Genomic DNA, 15,730 nt, shown 5'->3' with positions numbered 1-15,730 from the left:
TTTGCGTCGCGCCGGTGCGTGGTGCGGAAGTGCTTGTGGTGCGCCGCGCCCCAAGGCGGCGAGCTGAGCCCCAGCTCAGCGTGCGCGCAGCAGCTGGTCGGCGTCGATGAGGCGTGTGGCCACGTTGGCCATGGTCTGGCCGCCGGTCATGGCGAGCTGGCGCAGGCGCTGGAAGGCAGCCTCTTCATCCAGGCCCTGCTCGCGCATCAGGATGCCGCGCGCACGCTCGACGAGCTTGCGCTCGGCGAGCTGGGTCTGGGTCTGGCGCAGGTCCTGGTGCAGGGCCTGGTCGTGCTCGAAGCGTGCCAGGGCCAGCTGCATCAGCGCGCCCAGGCGCTGCGGCGGCAGGCCGGCAAGCTGCAGGGCGCTGGCACCGGCGCGCAGCGCGGCGCGCATCTGCTCGGGCGCCATCTGCTCGGCCACCAGCAGCACCGGGCGTGGGCGCTGCAGCTGGGCCAGGGCAAGCTGGGCGAGGAGCTCGGGCGCGGGCTGCTCACAGTCGATCAGCAGCAGTTCGGGCGCCATGCGTTGCAGGGCGTTGCCCAGCGCATGGGGCTCGGCGACGAGGTCGAGCACATCCACGAGCTGGCAGCGCAGCCGGATCAGCTCAAGGCGGATGACGGGGCTGCGGCGCTGGCCGGCGTCCGCCAGCAGCACGCGCAGGCCGGCCAAAGGGAACGGGGGCGTGTCCATGCCCCGGGCCAGTGCAAGTTGCGTGCCTCAATGGCGCCCCGCTGGGCCAGCTTCCGTCGCGGCACCACGGCGGTGCCGCTGGCCGCCATAACGGCACCGGCACGCGGCGCGTGCACTAGCGCGGCGCGACGAAGCTTGCCGCCTTGTAGGCGGCCGCGATGGTGGCCTGGCCCACGCGCGAGGCCATTTCCTGGTGGACGGGCATCAGCGCCTTCTTCCAGGCATTGGTCTCGGCCGGCGTCGGCGTGTGGATCTGCGTGCGCCCGCTGGCCTTGATGCCCTGCAGCGCCGCAGCGTTCTCGGTGCTGGCGATGGCATTGGCGTAGACGGCGGACTCCCGGACCGCCACCTCCAGCGCGCCGCGCACGTCGGTGGGCAGCCCGTCCCAGAACTTCTTGTTGACGATGACCGCATAGGCCAGGTGGCCGTGGTTGGACAGCGTCATGTGCTTCTGCACCTCGAAGATCTTCTGCGTGTAGAGGTTGCTCGGCACGTTCTCGGTGCCGTCCACCAGGCCGGTCTGCAGCGCCTGGTAGAGCTCGCTGAAGGCCATCACCTGCGGCACGGCGCCCAGGGCGCGCATCTGTGCATCCAGCACCTTGCTCGACTGGATGCGCATCTTCAGACCCTTGAAGTCGGCCACCTGGCGCAGCGGCCGGTTGGCGCTCATGATCTGGAAGCCGTTGTCCCAGTAGGCCAGGCCGCGTATGCCCTTGGGCTCCAGTTGCCGGAACAGCTCGGCGCCCAAAGGGCCGTCGGTGACGGCGCGGAAGGCCTCGGTGTCCCTGAACAGATAGGGCAGGTCGAACACCTCGAACGCCTTGACGCCGAGCGGCCCGAACTTGGCCAGTGACGGCGCCAGCATCTGCACGCTGCCCAGCTGCAGCGCCTCCATCTCTTCCTTGTCCTTGTAGAGCTGGCTGTTGGGGTAGAGCTCGATCCTGACGCGCCCGCCGGTCCTGGCCTCCGCCAGCTCCTTGAAGCGCTGCGCCGCCTTGCCCTTGGGGGTGTCGGGCGCCACGACGTGGCTGAACTTGATGACGATGGGGGTCTGGGCCAGCGCCGGGCCCAGGGGCAGGGCGAGCGCGGCGGCCAGCAGGAGGCGACGGGCGGAGGTCATGGCCGCATCTTCGCGCCCGCGCGTGACGCACGGCATGTGGAGTTCCACAACCTAGACTTTGCGCATGAAACCCATGATGCCGAGCCGCACCGTCGTCACCCTGCTTGTGGCGCTGACCGGCTTGTTGCCCGGCGCCGTCCATGCCCAGGCTGCCGCCGCGGTGGAGGCGCAGCTCGCCCGCATCCGCATGCTTCAGCAGCAGCGCCCTGGCGACGGCCTGCTCGTCCATTACGAAGCGATGACGCAGGCGCAGGCCGGTGACCGCAGCGGCGCCGTTGCCACGCTGCTGCGGCTGCAGGGTCGCGGCCTGGGGCTGCTGCCGCTGGCGGACCTGGGCTTCGACACGCTGGCCGATGAACCGGGCTTCAGCGAATTGCAGGCCAGGCTGCTGTCCGAGACGCCGCGCACGCCCAATGCGCCCGTCGTGCTGCGCCTGCCGGCGAACGCGGCGCGGCTGATCCCCGAGGGCGTCGCCTACGACGCCAGGCGCCGTAGTTACTACCTGGGCAGCATTGCCGAGCGGCGCGTGCTGGCGGTGGACATGAAGGGCCGCATGCGGGCGCTGTCGACACCGGCCGACGCGCTCGACGCCGTGCTCGGGCTGGCCGTCGACGCCCCGCGCGACCAGCTTTGCGCCGTCAGCACCAACGGCTTTGAAGACAGTGCCAAGCAGCAGCGCCGCAATGTCGTCGTGTGCTGGTCGCTGGCCAACGGCCGCCGCGTGCTGCGCGTGGCTGTGCCCGAGTCGCAGCAACTCAACGACCTGGCTTTCGCGCCCGACGGCAGCCTGCTCGTCACCGACTCGATGGCCGGCAGCCTGTGGCGCATCGGCAGCGACGGCGGCCTGCGTCGCGTCGGTGCTGACGGCGCCTTGCGCGGCGCCAACGGCGTGGCCCTCGCGCCTGACGGCAGCGCTGCCTATGTGACGGGCAGCACGGGCATCCTGCGCGTCGGCCTGCCGGGCGGCGACGTCACGCGCCTGCTGCAGCCGGATGACGTGGTCAGCGGCGGCCTCGACGGGCTCTACTGGGCGGACGGCGCGCTGGTGGGCATCCAGAACACCGTCAACCCCGGCCGCGTGCTGCGCTTCGAGCTGGCAGAAGGCGGCACGCGCATCGCCTCGGCCCGGGTGCTGCAGTCCCACCACCACCCCGACTTCGACGAGCCGACCACCGGCGTCGTCGTCGCGGGCGCGCTGCATGTGCTGGCGAACTCGCACGTCCGGCTCTGGCTGCCTGGCGGGCGCATCGACGCCGGTCGCCCGCCGCCGCGCCCGCCGGTCATCGTGGCGGTGCCCTTGCGGGGCTGACATCGCGCTCAGCCCGGGGTTGTGGAATTCCACAGTGAAGGCCGCCCCACCAGTCCATAGACTCCACGGATGAAGCCGCGCACGCTCCTGTCCCGCAGCCTGTGGCTGGCACCGCTGGTGCTGTCCCTCATCTTCGTGGGCGGCGTGCTGGCCTGGGTGCGGGCCAACGGCATCGAGGAGCAGGAGCTGCAGCGCCAGACGCTGATCTCCGATGCGCTCAGCACCGAGTCCCAGCTGCGCGCCCGCATCGACGACGAACAGGCCCATCTGCGCCAGCTCGCCGCCGGCCTGGCCGGCCAGGCGCCGGGCGAGGCCGTTCTGGCCGCCCATCCGGAGGTCAACGCCGGGCTGCGGCGGTTGTGGTTGTCGGTCACCTGGCTGGACGCGCGAAACCGCGTGCTGGCCGAGGTGCCGGCCGAGCCGGGCGCCAACCGCTACGAGGACGGACTGTCCCTGCACCTCACCGCGCGTGTCGCACCCGACGGCGTGCTGGTGGTGCGCTACGCACCGGCGCTGCTGCTCAAGCGCGGCGTGCCCTGGTGGCTGGCGCGCAAGTACGACCTGCAGCTGGTGGACAGCGCCGACCAGGTCATCGCCTCCAGCACCGAGTCGCCGCTGCGCGCCGCCCAGGGGCCGCGGCCCAGCTACCGCGTCGCGCTGACCGGCCCGCTGCGCGCCAGCCCGCTGGCCGACGAGACGCTGACCGATGCTGCGCTGGAACTGACGCTGCGCGAGCCGATGCCGGACGGCATACGGCCGCTGGCCCTGGTGCTGGTGGCCGGCTTTCTGCCGCTGATCGCCGTGGCCAGCTGGCTGCTGCGTCGCCAGATGCGCCAGGTCGAGCGTGCCGAGGTGGCCGGTCGCACGGAGGCCGCCTGGCGCCGCGCGATGGAGGACTCGGCCCTGGTGGCGCTGCGTGCGCGCGATTTCGACGGCCGGCTGCTCTACGTCAACCGCACCTTCTGCGACATGGTCGGCCAGCCTGCGGAGGCGCTGGTGGGGCTGCTGCCGCCCATGCCCTACTGGCCGCCCGATGCGCTGGACGAGCTGACCGAGCGCAACCGCCGCAACCTCGCCGGCCAGGCGCCGCGCGAGGGTTTCGAGGCGCGCTGGCAGCACGTGTCGGGCCGTCCGGTGGACGTGATGGTGTTCGAGTCGCCGCTGGTGGACGCCAGCGGCCGACAGATCGGCTGGATGGGCAGCATCGTCGACATCACCGAGCGCAAGCGGCTGGAAGAGCGCGAGCGCCGCGAGGTCGAGATGCTGGCCCACAACGCGCGGCTGACCATGCTGGGGGAGGTCGCGTCCACGCTGGCCCACGAGCTCAACCAGCCGCTGACGGCCATCGCCAGCTACAACGCCGGCATCACCAACTCGCTGGCCAAGCTCGGCGTGCAGGACGAACTGGTGCTCGGTGCCCTTCAGCGCCTGGGCCAGCAGGCCCAGCACGCCGGCCGCATCGTCGCCCGCATCCGCGAGTTCCTGACCCGGCGCGAGCCGCGCCACGAGCGCTGCGACCTCAACGACGTCATCAGCGCGGCGCTGGACCTGCTGCGGCGCGACCTGCAGCGCCGCGGCGTCACGCTGGACCTGCACCTTGCCGCCAGCGTGCCGCCGGTGCTGGCCGACGCCGTGCTGATCGAGCAGGTCGTCATCAACCTGGTGCGCAACGCCGCCGACGCGCTGCAGGCACGTGAGGCCGGCCGGCGCATCGCCGTCAGCAGCCATGTGGCGGGCGAATTCGTGCGCATCGACGTGCGCGACAACGGCCCGGGCCTGGCCGGCCGGCGCGTCGAGCAGCTGTGCGCGCCCTTCTATTCCACCAAGTCCGAAGGCATGGGCATGGGCCTGGCCATCTGCCGCTCCATCGTCGAGGCCCACCAGGGCTTGCTCGACGCCGATGAGGCGGCCGGCGGCGGCGCTCTGTTCTCCTTCAGCCTGCCTTTGAGCCGCGAATCCAGCCGGGAGCCCGCACATGCATGAGCCGCAGATGGGCACCGTCCACCTCGTCGACGACGACCCGGGCGTGCGCGACGCGCTGGCCTTCCTGCTGCGCTCGCGCGGCCTGGACGTGCGCACCTTCGCCAGCGGCCCGGCCTTGCTGGATACGCTGGCGCTTGAGCAGCGGCCGCCCAGAGGCGTCTTCCTGCTGGACGTGCGCATGGAACCCATGAGCGGCACGCGCCTGCACGACGAACTGCTGGCGCTCCGGCTGCGCAACCCCGTGCTCTTCCTGACCGGCCATGGCGACATTCCCATGGTCGTGGAGGCGCTGAAGAAGGGCGCCTTCGACTTCCTCGAGAAGCCCTACAGCGACAACGCGCTGGCCGACCGCATCGAGCAGGCACTGGCCGTGGACGCCGCCATGCAGGCCGAAGGTGCCCAGGCGGCGGAGCGCAGCGCGCGCCTGGCCAGCCTGACCGAGCGCGAACGCGAGGTCATGGCGCGTGTGGCGGCCGGCAAGCTCAACAAGATCATTGCGGACGAGCTGAACGTGTCCATCCGCACCGTGGAGGTCCACCGTGCGCGCGTCTTCGCCAAACTGGGCGTGCGCTCGGCGGCCGAGGTGGCGACGCTGATCGCCGGACGGTGAAATCTCGCCCCCCCACGAATCGCAGCCCCTCAAACATGGGATGCAGCGCCGGTCGCTGACACAAGGCGCTGTCAGCATTGGCAGCCTCGCCAAATAGAACAACCGCCGGAGACACACATGCGCATCCTCGCCTCCCTGCTGCTGGCCGCAGCCATCGGCCCTGCGACCGCTGCCGTCGTCACTTTCGATGACTACATGCCGCGCTACGACTACTCAATGACCAACGTCGAGACCGATGGCTTGAGCTTCACGGTGGCGTGCCAGAACTGCATGGGCATCGAGGACCGACCGCCGGAGGACATCAACGGCAACCCGCTGCCGGGTGCCTACAACGGCACGGCCTCGCTGCTGTACAGCGAGGACCCGCTGCGCATCACGGCCGTCGGTGGCGCTGCCTTCTACCTGGACCGGCTCGATCTGGGCCAGAGCTGGTATGTGCCGGACGCCGATGTCGGCGGTGTCATCACCGTGTCCTATCTGCTAGCCATGGGGGGCAGCGGCAGCATGGATGCGACGCTGGACCGCAGCTACAGCACGCTGGTGATTGGCCAGGATGTGCTCAGCGTCAGCATCTCTGGGGGCCGTGGCTTCGGCTACATCTCGCTGGACAACGTCGTCTTCAACAACCGCCTGCCCGAGCCGCAGTCGGCGGGCCTGGCCCTGGTCGCGCTGCTGGGCGCGGGCGGCGCGTCGCTGCGCCGCCGGGCGCCATCGCGAGGCATGACTCCCTAAGGCGGCGCAGCCCGACCCAGCGCTGGGGCAAGAATTGAGGATGAGGGCGGGTAAACACTGGTTTAAAAGCTGGCATGGGCTTTGCACTAGGGTTTGTGCCGAGGCGACTGGCCTCGGAGAACCCAAGGAGTACCCACACCATGAAGACCTGGACGAATCTGCGACCGCTCACCCTCTCGGCCGCTCTGCTCGCAACCCTCACGCTCACCGCGCCCGCGAGTGCCCAGGAACCCACCGTGCCCGCCGTGTCGGCCCGGTCCATGCTGCGCCTGGCCCAGGGCGAGTACCTGCTGGATGACGGCCGCACGCTGAAGGTCCACGTCGGCGCCAGCCGGCTTGGCATCGCTCTTGATGAGAGCCCGCTGGAAGCCTGGAAGGCCGAGAACAACGAGTTGCTCATCAGCCCCGACGGCCTGCGCCGCGTGCGCCTGTATCGCAACGTGGACGGCAGCGTCGACCGCATCGCGCTCGAGACCGACCGGGTTCGTTGAGTCGGGTCGCATGGCCAGTCGCGCTGCTCGATCAGGCGCGATCGGTCGTTCACCCTGGCGGCGCGAAACCCGCGCCCGCCACCTACTTGAAAAGCGAAGTGCCACCGCGCCAGGCCGGCGCCTCATGCTGGCCTGGCGGTGTTTCATACGTGCCATGACGTGAGTCGCCGCCCGGGAACCGGCCCGCCCGACAGCCGCACCTAGAGTGCGGCCCATGGACACACCCAACCCCCTCGCCCACGGCAACCGCTTCCAGCGCCGCTACTACCGCTGGGCGCTGCCGTACTACGAGCGCATGGGCGGCGACGACCCGTCGCTGCGCGAGCGCGTCGAGCTCACCGACATCTACCTCTACTCCCGCCAGGGCCTGGGCGCCTGGGCCGGCTGGCTGCTGTGCCTGGTTGGCGGCGCTGCCTGGCTGCACGGCCGGGGCATGGGCCTGGGCGCTGCCCTGGGCGTGGCCACGCTGATCATGCTCGGGCTGAGCATCGCGTTGCTGGGCGTCTGGCTGAAGCCGCAGCAAAAGCCCGGTCGCGTCGTCGGCGGCTTCATGTTCGGCATGGTGATAGGCGTGGGCGCCATGCTGCTGGGCCTGAGCTTCGGGCGCGGGCTCAGTGGCAAGAGCCTGGACATCGGCAGCGCGCTGACGGCCCTGCATTCATCGGCCTACACGGTGGTGCCGCTGGGCCTGAGCTTTTCGCTGCTGCTGGTGGGCGTGGCGCGGGCCGGGCAGTCTGCACGCGACCGCCAGCTCGCCCGTTTGAAGCTGGTCGCCGAGCGCGACGCCGCCGCGCGCGCCGCCGCGGAGGCCGACCTGCGCCTGCTGCAGGCACAGATACACCCGCACTTCGTCTTCAACACGCTGGCCACGCTGCAGCACTGGGTGGACCGCCGTGACGAGCGTGCCGGCCCGCTGCTGCGCGAGCTCACCGGCTTCCTGCGCCGCAGCACCGAACTGCTGGGCCGCAGCGTCGTGCCGCTGGCCGACGAGGCGCAAGCCGTGCGCCACTACCTCGCCATCCTGACCGCACGACTGGACGGACGCGTGCAGGGCGAGGTCCACATCGCGCCGGGCCTTGAAGCCGAGCCGCTGCCGCCGGGCCTGCTGCTGACGCTGGTGGAGAACGCCGTCGAGCACGGCCTGGAGCCCAAGATCGGCGGCGGCCGGCTGACGCTGGCTGCGGGCCGCGAGGCCGAGGGCCGCTGGTGGCTGCGCGTGGACGACGACGGCCTGGGCCTGGCGGACGACGCCGAGGACGACGTGGGCCTGGCCAACCTGCGCCTGAGGTTGAAGCACCATTTTGGCGAGCGTGCCCGCTTCACGCTGCAACGACGCACCGAAGGCGGCACCCGCGCCGAAATCCTCATTGAGGAGACGCCATGACCCGACTGCTGATTGCCGACGACGAGACGGCGCCACGCGAGCAACTGGCCGACGCGCTGGCCCAGGCCTGGCCCGAGGCCCGCATCGTCGCCAGCGCCGAGCACGGTGCCGACGCCTGGGACCAGTGGCTGGCCCACGAGCCCGACGCCTGCTTCCTCGACATCCGCATGCCCGGCCTGTCGGGCATCGACGTGGCGCGGCGCATCGCGGGCCGTTGCCCGGTCGTCTTTGTCACCGCGCATGGCGACCATGCGCTGCAGGCCTTCGATGCCGGCGCGGTGGACTACCTCGTCAAGCCGCTGGACCCGGCGCGCCTCGCGCAGACGGTGGCGCGGCTGCGGCAGGGCCTGCAGCGGCCCGCTGCGTCACCCGAGGCCTTGCAGCAGCTGCTGGCGCAACTGGCCACCCAGCAGCGCCGCCCCGCCTGGCCCGACACGCTGCAGGCCGGCGTGGGCAAGGAGGTGAGGCTGATCCGCGTCGAGGACGTGATCTATTGCGAGTCCGACAGCCGCTACACCCGCGTCGTCTACGCCGAGGCCGGCCGGCAGTGCGAGGCCTTGCTGCGCACGCCGTTGAAGGACCTGCTGGCCCAGCTCGACCCGACGCGCTTCCAGCAGGTGCACCGCTCCACCGTCGTCGCCAGCGCGCAGATCGCCAGCGCGCTGCGCGACGACGACGGCGGCATGCTGCTGCGCCTGCGCGGCTCGCCGGACACGCTGACCGTGTCGCGGCCGTTTCAGGGGCTGTTCAAGGGGCAGTGATCTCCACCGCCACGCCGCTCAGCACCGCGTTGCCGCTGAGCGGGTCGCGGGCCGCGTCGTCCAGCAGCGCATTCATGTTGACGCCCGGCCGCTCGCGGGCCACACCCAGCAGCACGCCGTCCAGGTCATGCCCCCAGCCATGCGGCAGGCTCACCACGCCTGGGCTCATGTCGGCGCTGCGTTCGACGCGCGCGATCAGTTCGCCCACGGCGCTCTTGACCTTGGCGAACTCGGCCAGGCCCAGGCGATCCGCATCGGCCGGGTTGACCAGCAGCGTGCAGCGCTCCGGCCCCTTGGCGAGCACGGGCAGGTTGTGCATCCAGCTGTTGCCCGAGCGCGTGTCGCGGCGGCCGATGAGGCTGAATTCGGGCGCGGGCTCGGCCTTCACCTGGGCCAGGTCGGCCAGGATGGACGGCGGCGCCAGCTCGATCCTGCCGCTCGGCGTGCGCAGCACCTCGGGGATGCGGGCGGTCAGCGCGCCCAGGTCCACGCCGCCGCCTTCGACGGTGCTGGCCGCCTTCACCTTGGCGAGGTTGAGACCGCCGGACTTGCGGCCGAACTGGTCACCGTAGGGCCCCACGCGCAGCTGCAGGTCGATGAGGCGCTCGGGGCCGCGCCAGGGCTCCAGCGCGGCGAGGATGGCGGGCGTGTTATCGCCGGCAAAGCGGCGCACGTCGGATTCGATGGCCTCGTCGTCCAGCTGGCCCACGTCCACCCCCAGGCCGCGGCCTTCCAGCAGCGCGCAGAGCTTGAGGATGGTCTGCCACTCCTGCGGCGTGCCGGCCGGCGCGGCCAACACCGGGCCGGAGAAGCGCGCATGGTTGCGGTGGCTGAGCTGCGGGAAGGCGACGTCGAAGTGCAAGTCTTCCAGCGGCGACAGGCCGGGCAGGATGACGTCGGCATGGCGGCTGGTCTCGTTGACGTAGATGTCCAGGCTGAGCATGAAGTCCAGGCCTTCCAGCGCCTGGGCGATGCGCGGGCCGTTCGGCGCCGACAGCACCGGGTTGCTGGCGATGGTGATCAGCGCCTTGATCTGGCCCTCACCCGGCGTTTGCATCTCCTCGGCCATCACCGTGATGGGCAGCTCGCCAAAGACCTCCGGCGCGCCGGACACGCGGCTCTTGCGCCGGCCGGTCGTGATGCCTTTTCCGCTGCCCGGCTTGCCCTGCGTGTTGGACGCAAATGCCGCCGCCTTGGCAAACATCGCGCCGCCCTCGCGGTCGAGGTTGCCCGTCAGCACGTTGATGAGGTCGACCAGCCAGGAGTTCACCGTGCCGAAGCGCGTCGTGCAGGTGCCGATGCGGCCGTAGACGGCGGCGCGCGGCGCAGCGGCCAGCTCGCGGGCAATGCGGCGCTGCGTCTCGGCCGGGATGCCGCAGCCAGCGGCGGTGAGCTCGGGCGGGAAGGGCAGCACGGCGGCGCGAGCTTCTTCCAGGCCGTTGACGTGTTCTGCCAGTCGGCCCAACTGCACCAGCCCTTCGTCGAACAGCGTGTGCGCAATGCCCAGCAGCAGCAGCGCATCGCCGCCGGGACGGATGGGCAGGTGCTCATCGGCGGCAGCAGCCGTCTCGCTGCGGCGCGGGTCCACCACGACGATGCGCCCGCCGCGCGCCCGCATCGCCTTGGCCTTGCCGCGGTAGTCGGGCACCGTCCACAGGCTGCCGTTGCTGATCATCGGGTTGCCGCCGAGGATGAGCAGGTAGTCGCAGCGCTCGATGTCGGGCAGCGGGATGGACAGCCAGTGGCCAAACATCAGGCCGGCGCTCAGCTGCTTGGGCATCTGGTCCAGCGTCGAGGCGCTGAAGACGTTGCGTGTGCCTAACGCGCGAACCAGACGGGGCGTGTAGGCCAGCAGGCTCACCTTGTGCGCGGCCGGGTTGCCGATGGTCAGCGCTATCGAGTCCGGCCCCTGCTCGCGCCAGACGGGCAGCAGGCGTTTTTCGATCTCGGCAAAGGCTTCGTCCCAGCTCGCCGCAACGAAGGCGCCATCGCGCTTGATCAGCGGCGTGCGCAGGCGGTCGGGGTCCTCGTGCAGGTCCTTGAGGCTCACGCCCTTGGGGCAGAGGTAGCCGTGGCTGAAGACGTCGTTCTCGGCACCGCGGATGGCGATGACCTTGGCGCCTTCGGTCTTCACCTCCAGCCCGCAGCAGGCCTCGCAGAGCGGGCAGATGCGGTAGTGGCTGTCGGGCATGGCGGTCTCCTGGCGTTCCTGTGCAGCCAGGCAGCTTAGTCGTCACCCCCGGGCGGGGTCCGTCGCGCAGGCGACGAACCGGGAGGCGCGGACGGCGGCCAGGCGAGGTCGCGGCCGTCGCGCCAGCGCAAGGTCCAGATGCCGCGGTCGACGCCGGCGCGCAGCTCGTCGGTGCCGGGGTGCTCGCGGGCGCGGCTCGCATCGCGGTCGACGACGCCGACCCAGAGGTCGCGGCCGCTGGCCTTGGCGACGTACAGGCATTGGTCGGCCAGGTCCACGGTGGCGTTCCAGTCTGCCGGCGGTTGTGCTGCGGCATCCCGCCGAAGCGGATGGCAGGCGTAGCCGATGGAGCAGGTCTTGCGCAGCACCTGGCCGTCGTCCAGCGTGAAGCCGTGCGTGGCGATGCTGGCGCGCAGGCGTTCGGCCAGCAGATGGCACTCCTTCGCGTTCGCCTGCCGGACGACGACGAGAAACTCCTCGCCACCCCAGCGCACGAGGGTGTCGGACTCGCGAAGCTGCCTTTGCAGCACGTCGGCGCACTGCTTCAGCACCGCGTCGCCGGCAGCATGGCCGTGCACGTCGTTGACCGCCTTGAAGTGGTCGATGTCGATCATCATGAAGACGATGTCCACGTTGGCGCTCGCGCGGCCGGCACCGACAGTCTCAAGCCGACGCCGGGCCAGCGCCAGGTCTTCGTGAATGGTGCTGACGAGGTGGCGGCGGTTGCGCAGGCCGGTCAGCGGATCGGAGAACGCCATGTCGCGCATGGCGCGATAGGCGCGCTTGACGTGGTGTCGACTGACGGCCGCAACCACCGCCGCGATCAGCCCTGCCGCCGCTGCCAGTGCCAGCATCCAGCGGAAGCGCTGCTGGTGCCGGTGCTCCTGCTCCAGCGCATCGATCTGGCGCTGGCGCCTGTCGGCCTCATAGGCCGCGTTGGCCTCGGCGATGCGCTTCTGGTCTGCGGCCTTGCGCACCTCGCCGGTGAGGCGATTGAACTCCATGGCAGCCGCGTAAGCCTGTGGGTAGTCATGCTTGAAGGCCAGCTCTTCCGCCAGCACGCCCTGGAATTCGGCCGCGCTGGTGGCCATGCCCGGTGTCGCGGCAAAGGCGGTGACGGCCCTGCGTATCCATTCGATGCCGCCGGGCTGCCCGAGCCGGTTCAGCGCAATGCCCTTGTTGATCCAGCTGACCCACAGCGACTCCTTGTCGCCGGTGCGCTCCACCAGCGGGATGGCCTCCTCGGCGTGGCTCAGGGCGCTGCGGTAGTCCTTCTTCTGCAGGGCGACGTCGGCCAGATTGGTCGCCGCGACCGCAAGGTTGTAGTTGTTCTGCTCCTCCTGCGCCGAGGCGCGGGCCTTCAGCAGCGCCTCGTACTGCTCGTCGGCGCGACCGAGCATGGCCAGGAAGTGCGCCTTGCGCAGGAAGTAGTTGGACAGGCTGGAGCGATCTCCTGCGGCTTCCGAGACGTCGATGGCCTTCTGCACGCTGCGCAGGGCTTCGTCGACGCGGCCGGACCGCGAATGCACGAGAGCCATGGCGGTCAGCGCATGCGCGAGCTCGTAGACAGCGTCGGGCCTCTCATCGAGGATGCGCAGCGCTCGCGTCAACAGCTCGGCGGCCTCAGGCAGACGGCCGAGCCGGGTCATCGCCATGCCGGCAAGGCGCCAGGCGTCCGCCGCAATCAGCCTGCCGGAGGTATCGGCGTTATCGCCGCCCAGCGCCGGCACCCGGCTTTCGATGCGCTGGTAGACCTTGAGCACCTCTGCCGGGTTGCCGGCTTCCGTCCATGCCGACATCTGCAGCCGCTCAAAGTGCAGGCGCTCGCGCTCTTCGGGCGCCTCCCGCTGGCCGAGGACTGCATGGGCGATGGCCTCGTCGGTGCGCTGAACGCGAATCAGGTCCCGTACCAGGCGCGTGCGCAGCCAGGTCCGATCTTCGGGTTTCAGAGCGGTGGCCGAGAGCGCCTGGCGGGCCAGGGCGATCGAGGCGACGGGCCGGCGGCGGTCGTCCGACGTGATCGCTGCCTTCACAGCCGCGATGTCCACGGCCGGGGCCTGGGTGCCAGGCCCGGTGGACGAGCTCGCTGCGGCGGACGGTGACTCTGCCAGCGCCGTCAGCGCTGACACCGTGAATGGCATGCCGAGCGCCGCGCACAACACCAGCCGCATGCCTGCCCGCGCTAGCGTTCCTTGATCTGTGAGGGGCCGGTCCGGCCCTTTTTCTGTCTGCGCCATACCTGCGGCGATGGAGTGCACTGGATGCCGGCATCGGCACGGCGACGCTCGTAAATGCGGCTGTCCCAGTCTATGGCTTGCCCACCTGATGGACTCGGGTGCGTCGGCGCAGGGCGGAACGGATGCGTGCAGCTTTGCGCGTTCGGTGGCGTCCTGGCTTCTGCGTGGCCCTGCCGGCGGTGAATCTCACGTCACCTGTGGCCTGAGCCCAGCCAGTCCTGTAGCTGCTTGAGCACGGCGGCATCGGTCTGCAGGCCGAGGTGGCCCAGGCCGGTGAAGACGGCGGTGTCAGTGAAGGCCAGCCGGCGCGCGGCCTCGCGGTGCTGGCCGAGCGCGCTGGACACGGGCACCAGGCCGTCGCCCAGCCAGCGGGCTGGCGGGCCGCTCGGCTTCTTGGCCGTCGTTGCGGCCACGGCATAACAGGCCACCCCAGCGGGCAGCGGAATGCGGCTCGCAACGCCCTCGTCCACTTCGAGCAGGCTGCCGTGGCGCAGGTCACGGATGCCGGCGCTGCGCCGCGCGGCCAGAGCGGCCAGCGGACGCGAATAGGCGCTGACGCCGAGCAGCTGCTGCACCTGCTGGCCGCCGCGCTCCAGCGGTGCGCCGAGGTGGGGGCTGCCCAGCGTGATGAGGCTTTGCAGGCGCTTGGGCCAGCGTTTGCGTTGTGCTTGCGCGATGGCGCTGCGGGCGACGAGGCCGCCCATGCTGTGGCCGAGCAGCGTGATGGGGCCGGGCACGCGGGTCAGGAGTTCGGCCAGCTCGGCGCCGTTGCGCCAGATGGCGCGGCCGGTGTTGTAGCGCAGGCCGAGAGGCTGGTAGCCGAGGGCGGCCAGCGCAGCGGGGAAGTCCGCACCGTCGCGCCGCCACTGCGCCTCGTTCATGCACAGGCCGTGCAGCAGCACGATGGCCGGGCCGGTCGCGCCGTCCACGAGCGGGTGCAGGCTCATGGCCGTGGCGAGCGGGTTGGCGGTGGCTTCGAGGTAGTCGCCGAGCACGCCGTTCAGCGCGGCCAGTGTGGCGTTGGCGCGGGCGGGTGTCGCCTGGCCGAGCAGCGGGGTCAGCGCAGCCAGGGCGAGATCCAGCCCGCCGCCGACCAGCCTCGTCACGCCGCGCACGCTGCGGTAGACGAGGCCGGTGATGCCGGAGGTACGGTCACGCGGCGCGGTCAGCGGCAGGCGCGTGATCTCGGCGTGCATGGCCTCGACGAGGTTGGTCACGCCCGTGACGGCGTCCGTCGCGAGGCGGCTGCTGCCGCGCAGGTGCTGGGCTTTGCTCATGGGGCGATCATGCGCCGTGGCGTTCATCCGCCCTGGAACACCACCTCCGCCCGCAACCCACCCGCCACGCGGTTGCTCAAGACCAGCACCGCCTCCCTGCCGCCGCACCAGTTGCTGGGGGATGTACAGCGGCTGCTGCCGGAGGACGACGATGAGCCGGTGGTGCCGTCGTCGCTGCTGCCGCCGCCACCACAGCCCGCCAGCGCCATGGCACCGGCGCCACCCAGCGACAGGGCGCCCGCGCTCATCAGCCAGCGCAGCGCTGCGCCGTTCCAGGGCCTGCTGCTGCAGGCGGGTCAGGTCATGGGCAAGGCCCAGGTCGTGGTCGTGCTGCATCGGGTCTCCATCGGGATGTCGGATGGAGGCATTGCATCGCTGCGATGTATCGGGCGAATCGGCAGATTGTGTCGGTGGACATATGGAGTGCGGTTTTCCAGAACCATCACTGAGCCGCAGACGTCTTCCTCGCAGCGGCGATGCCGAACACACTGCGGCGCTTGATAGACCGGAGGTCGTGCCATGGTGATCGTTGCGGGATGGGTGCTGGTGTTGCTGCTGCTGGCGGTGTGGTCAGCGCTGGTGTGGTCGGGCGAGGCGTTGCTGGCGGCGGCGCTGTCTCATGCCGGCACGTTGAGTACCGGCGACTGGAATCTGCCCGAGGCGTTGACCGCCTGGCTGCCGGTGCCGGTGGCCGAGTGGCTCGCGGGCACGCTGGAGACGCTGACGCCTCAGTTGCAGGCACTCGCGGGCACGCTGCCGTGGCTGTCGGGCGGCGTCACCGTTTTGGCCTGGGTGGTGTGGAGCGTGGGTGCGCTGTGCCTGCTCGGCATCGGCGTGGCCCTCCATGTGGGCGTGGCGCTGTACCGCAAGTCCAGGGACTCGACCGTGACGAACAGGCCCGGGGCGATGGTTTCCTAGAATTCGGCTGCCCCTAACCCTAGG

Annotated in this window: 14 protein-coding genes; 8 read left to right on the top strand and 6 right to left on the bottom strand. The window is 70.7% G+C overall.

Features of this window, described 5'->3' with window-relative positions; translation table 11 throughout:
* Window positions 1–75: 75 nt before the first annotated feature.
* Both AC0IZJ_RS12595 and AC0IZJ_RS12590 read right to left on the bottom strand, forming a co-directional pair.
* Window positions 76–693 (bottom strand): ANTAR domain-containing response regulator, encoded by a 618-nt coding sequence (locus AC0IZJ_RS12595; protein ID WP_471850154.1) that lies wholly within the window; start codon window positions 691–693, stop codon window positions 76–78.
* A gap of 115 nt (window positions 694–808) precedes the next feature.
* The gene (locus AC0IZJ_RS12590; RefSeq protein ID WP_471850152.1) at window positions 809–1,813 is read right to left on the bottom strand and encodes a TRAP transporter substrate-binding protein; all 1,005 of its coding nucleotides are present in this window, start codon (window positions 1,811–1,813) and stop codon (window positions 809–811) included.
* Window positions 1,814–1,877: 64 nt separating this feature from the next.
* Between AC0IZJ_RS12590 and AC0IZJ_RS12585 the strand changes: the two genes are divergently transcribed.
* From AC0IZJ_RS12585 to AC0IZJ_RS12555, 7 genes are all read left to right on the top strand, one after another.
* Window positions 1,878–3,122: an SMP-30/gluconolactonase/LRE family protein gene (locus AC0IZJ_RS12585; protein ID WP_471850150.1), complete on the top strand. Its 1,245-nt coding sequence runs from the start codon at window positions 1,878–1,880 to the stop codon at window positions 3,120–3,122.
* 69 nt (window positions 3,123–3,191) lie between these two features.
* Window positions 3,192–5,105 carry a sensor histidine kinase gene (locus tag AC0IZJ_RS12580; protein ID WP_471850148.1) on the top strand — a complete coding sequence of 638 codons (1,914 nt, stop codon included), beginning with the start codon at window positions 3,192–3,194 and terminating at the stop codon, window positions 5,103–5,105.
* On the top strand, window positions 5,098–5,715 hold the full coding sequence (locus AC0IZJ_RS12575; RefSeq protein WP_471850146.1) for a response regulator transcription factor: 618 nt from the start codon (window positions 5,098–5,100) through the stop codon (window positions 5,713–5,715). Before AC0IZJ_RS12580 ends, AC0IZJ_RS12575 begins: the two co-directional genes overlap by 8 nt.
* A 117-nt stretch (window positions 5,716–5,832) precedes the next feature.
* Window positions 5,833–6,447, top strand: a complete 615-nt coding sequence (locus tag AC0IZJ_RS12570) for a hypothetical protein (RefSeq protein ID WP_471850144.1) — start codon at window positions 5,833–5,835, stop codon at window positions 6,445–6,447.
* 140 nt (window positions 6,448–6,587) lie between these two features.
* Window positions 6,588–6,938 carry a hypothetical protein gene (locus tag AC0IZJ_RS12565; RefSeq protein WP_471850142.1) on the top strand — a complete coding sequence of 117 codons (351 nt, stop codon included), beginning with the start codon at window positions 6,588–6,590 and terminating at the stop codon, window positions 6,936–6,938.
* 214 nt (window positions 6,939–7,152) lie between these two features.
* Complete coding sequence (locus AC0IZJ_RS12560; protein WP_471850140.1) at window positions 7,153–8,322, top strand: sensor histidine kinase; 1,170 nt, start codon at window positions 7,153–7,155, stop codon at window positions 8,320–8,322.
* Window positions 8,319–9,083: a LytR/AlgR family response regulator transcription factor gene (locus tag AC0IZJ_RS12555; protein WP_471850138.1), complete on the top strand. Its 765-nt coding sequence runs from the start codon at window positions 8,319–8,321 to the stop codon at window positions 9,081–9,083. The genes AC0IZJ_RS12560 and AC0IZJ_RS12555 overlap by 4 nt, the downstream gene beginning before the upstream one ends.
* On the opposite strand, the gene AC0IZJ_RS12550 is transcribed toward AC0IZJ_RS12555, so the two are convergent.
* From AC0IZJ_RS12550 to AC0IZJ_RS12535, 4 genes are all read right to left on the bottom strand, one after another.
* Window positions 9,070–11,274, bottom strand: coding sequence for a molybdopterin-dependent oxidoreductase (locus tag AC0IZJ_RS12550; RefSeq protein WP_471850136.1), 2,205 nt, complete (start codon window positions 11,272–11,274; stop codon window positions 9,070–9,072). The two genes, AC0IZJ_RS12555 and AC0IZJ_RS12550, sit on opposite strands and share 14 nt — an antisense overlap.
* Window positions 11,275–11,309: 35 nt before the next feature.
* Entirely contained in the window at window positions 11,310–13,415 is a 2,106-nt protein-coding gene (locus tag AC0IZJ_RS12545) for a diguanylate cyclase (protein WP_471850134.1), read from the bottom strand.
* Window positions 13,416–13,702: 287 nt separating this feature from the next.
* A complete protein-coding gene (locus AC0IZJ_RS12540) occupies window positions 13,703–14,788 on the bottom strand; it encodes an esterase/lipase family protein (protein ID WP_471850132.1) in 1,086 nt (361 codons plus the stop codon).
* A gap of 23 nt (window positions 14,789–14,811) precedes the next feature.
* Complete coding sequence (locus AC0IZJ_RS12535) at window positions 14,812–15,036, bottom strand: hypothetical protein (RefSeq protein ID WP_471850131.1); 225 nt, start codon at window positions 15,034–15,036, stop codon at window positions 14,812–14,814.
* Window positions 15,037–15,307: 271 nt separating this feature from the next.
* Here AC0IZJ_RS12535 and AC0IZJ_RS12530 point away from each other — a divergent pair, with 271 nt between their 5' ends.
* Window positions 15,308–15,706: a hypothetical protein gene (locus AC0IZJ_RS12530; protein WP_471850129.1), complete on the top strand. Its 399-nt coding sequence runs from the start codon at window positions 15,308–15,310 to the stop codon at window positions 15,704–15,706.
* Window positions 15,707–15,730 lie beyond the last annotated feature (24 nt).

It is taken from the genome of Roseateles sp. AC306 (assembly GCF_979253795.1).
The sequence above is the reverse complement of the archived record's forward strand: the minus strand, read 5'-3'. Positions and strand labels throughout refer to the sequence as shown.

What these genes read in the sequence shown, in the direction of transcription:
- AC0IZJ_RS12555 (WP_471850138.1), top strand. Translation starts at nt 8,319, where the DNA reads ATGACCCGACTGCTGATTGCCGACGACGAGACGGCGCCACGCGAGCAA.
- AC0IZJ_RS12560 (WP_471850140.1), top strand. Translation starts at nt 7,153, where the DNA reads ATGGACACACCCAACCCCCTCGCCCACGGCAACCGCTTCCAGCGCCGC.
- AC0IZJ_RS12545 (WP_471850134.1), bottom strand. Translation starts at nt 13,415, where the DNA reads ATGCCATTCACGGTGTCAGCGCTGACGGCGCTGGCAGAGTCACCGTCC.
- AC0IZJ_RS12570 (WP_471850144.1), top strand. Translation starts at nt 5,833, where the DNA reads ATGCGCATCCTCGCCTCCCTGCTGCTGGCCGCAGCCATCGGCCCTGCG.
- AC0IZJ_RS12575 (WP_471850146.1), top strand. Translation starts at nt 5,098, where the DNA reads ATGCATGAGCCGCAGATGGGCACCGTCCACCTCGTCGACGACGACCCG.
- AC0IZJ_RS12530 (WP_471850129.1), top strand. Translation starts at nt 15,308, where the DNA reads ATGGTGATCGTTGCGGGATGGGTGCTGGTGTTGCTGCTGCTGGCGGTG.
- AC0IZJ_RS12580 (WP_471850148.1), top strand. Translation starts at nt 3,192, where the DNA reads ATGAAGCCGCGCACGCTCCTGTCCCGCAGCCTGTGGCTGGCACCGCTG.
- AC0IZJ_RS12595 (WP_471850154.1), bottom strand. Translation starts at nt 693, where the DNA reads ATGGACACGCCCCCGTTCCCTTTGGCCGGCCTGCGCGTGCTGCTGGCG.
- AC0IZJ_RS12590 (WP_471850152.1), bottom strand. Translation starts at nt 1,813, where the DNA reads ATGACCTCCGCCCGTCGCCTCCTGCTGGCCGCCGCGCTCGCCCTGCCC.
- AC0IZJ_RS12540 (WP_471850132.1), bottom strand. Translation starts at nt 14,788, where the DNA reads ATGAGCAAAGCCCAGCACCTGCGCGGCAGCAGCCGCCTCGCGACGGAC.
- AC0IZJ_RS12585 (WP_471850150.1), top strand. Translation starts at nt 1,878, where the DNA reads ATGAAACCCATGATGCCGAGCCGCACCGTCGTCACCCTGCTTGTGGCG.
- AC0IZJ_RS12550 (WP_471850136.1), bottom strand. Translation starts at nt 11,274, where the DNA reads ATGCCCGACAGCCACTACCGCATCTGCCCGCTCTGCGAGGCCTGCTGC.
- AC0IZJ_RS12535 (WP_471850131.1), bottom strand. Translation starts at nt 15,036, where the DNA reads ATGAGCGCGGGCGCCCTGTCGCTGGGTGGCGCCGGTGCCATGGCGCTG.
- AC0IZJ_RS12565 (WP_471850142.1), top strand. Translation starts at nt 6,588, where the DNA reads ATGAAGACCTGGACGAATCTGCGACCGCTCACCCTCTCGGCCGCTCTG.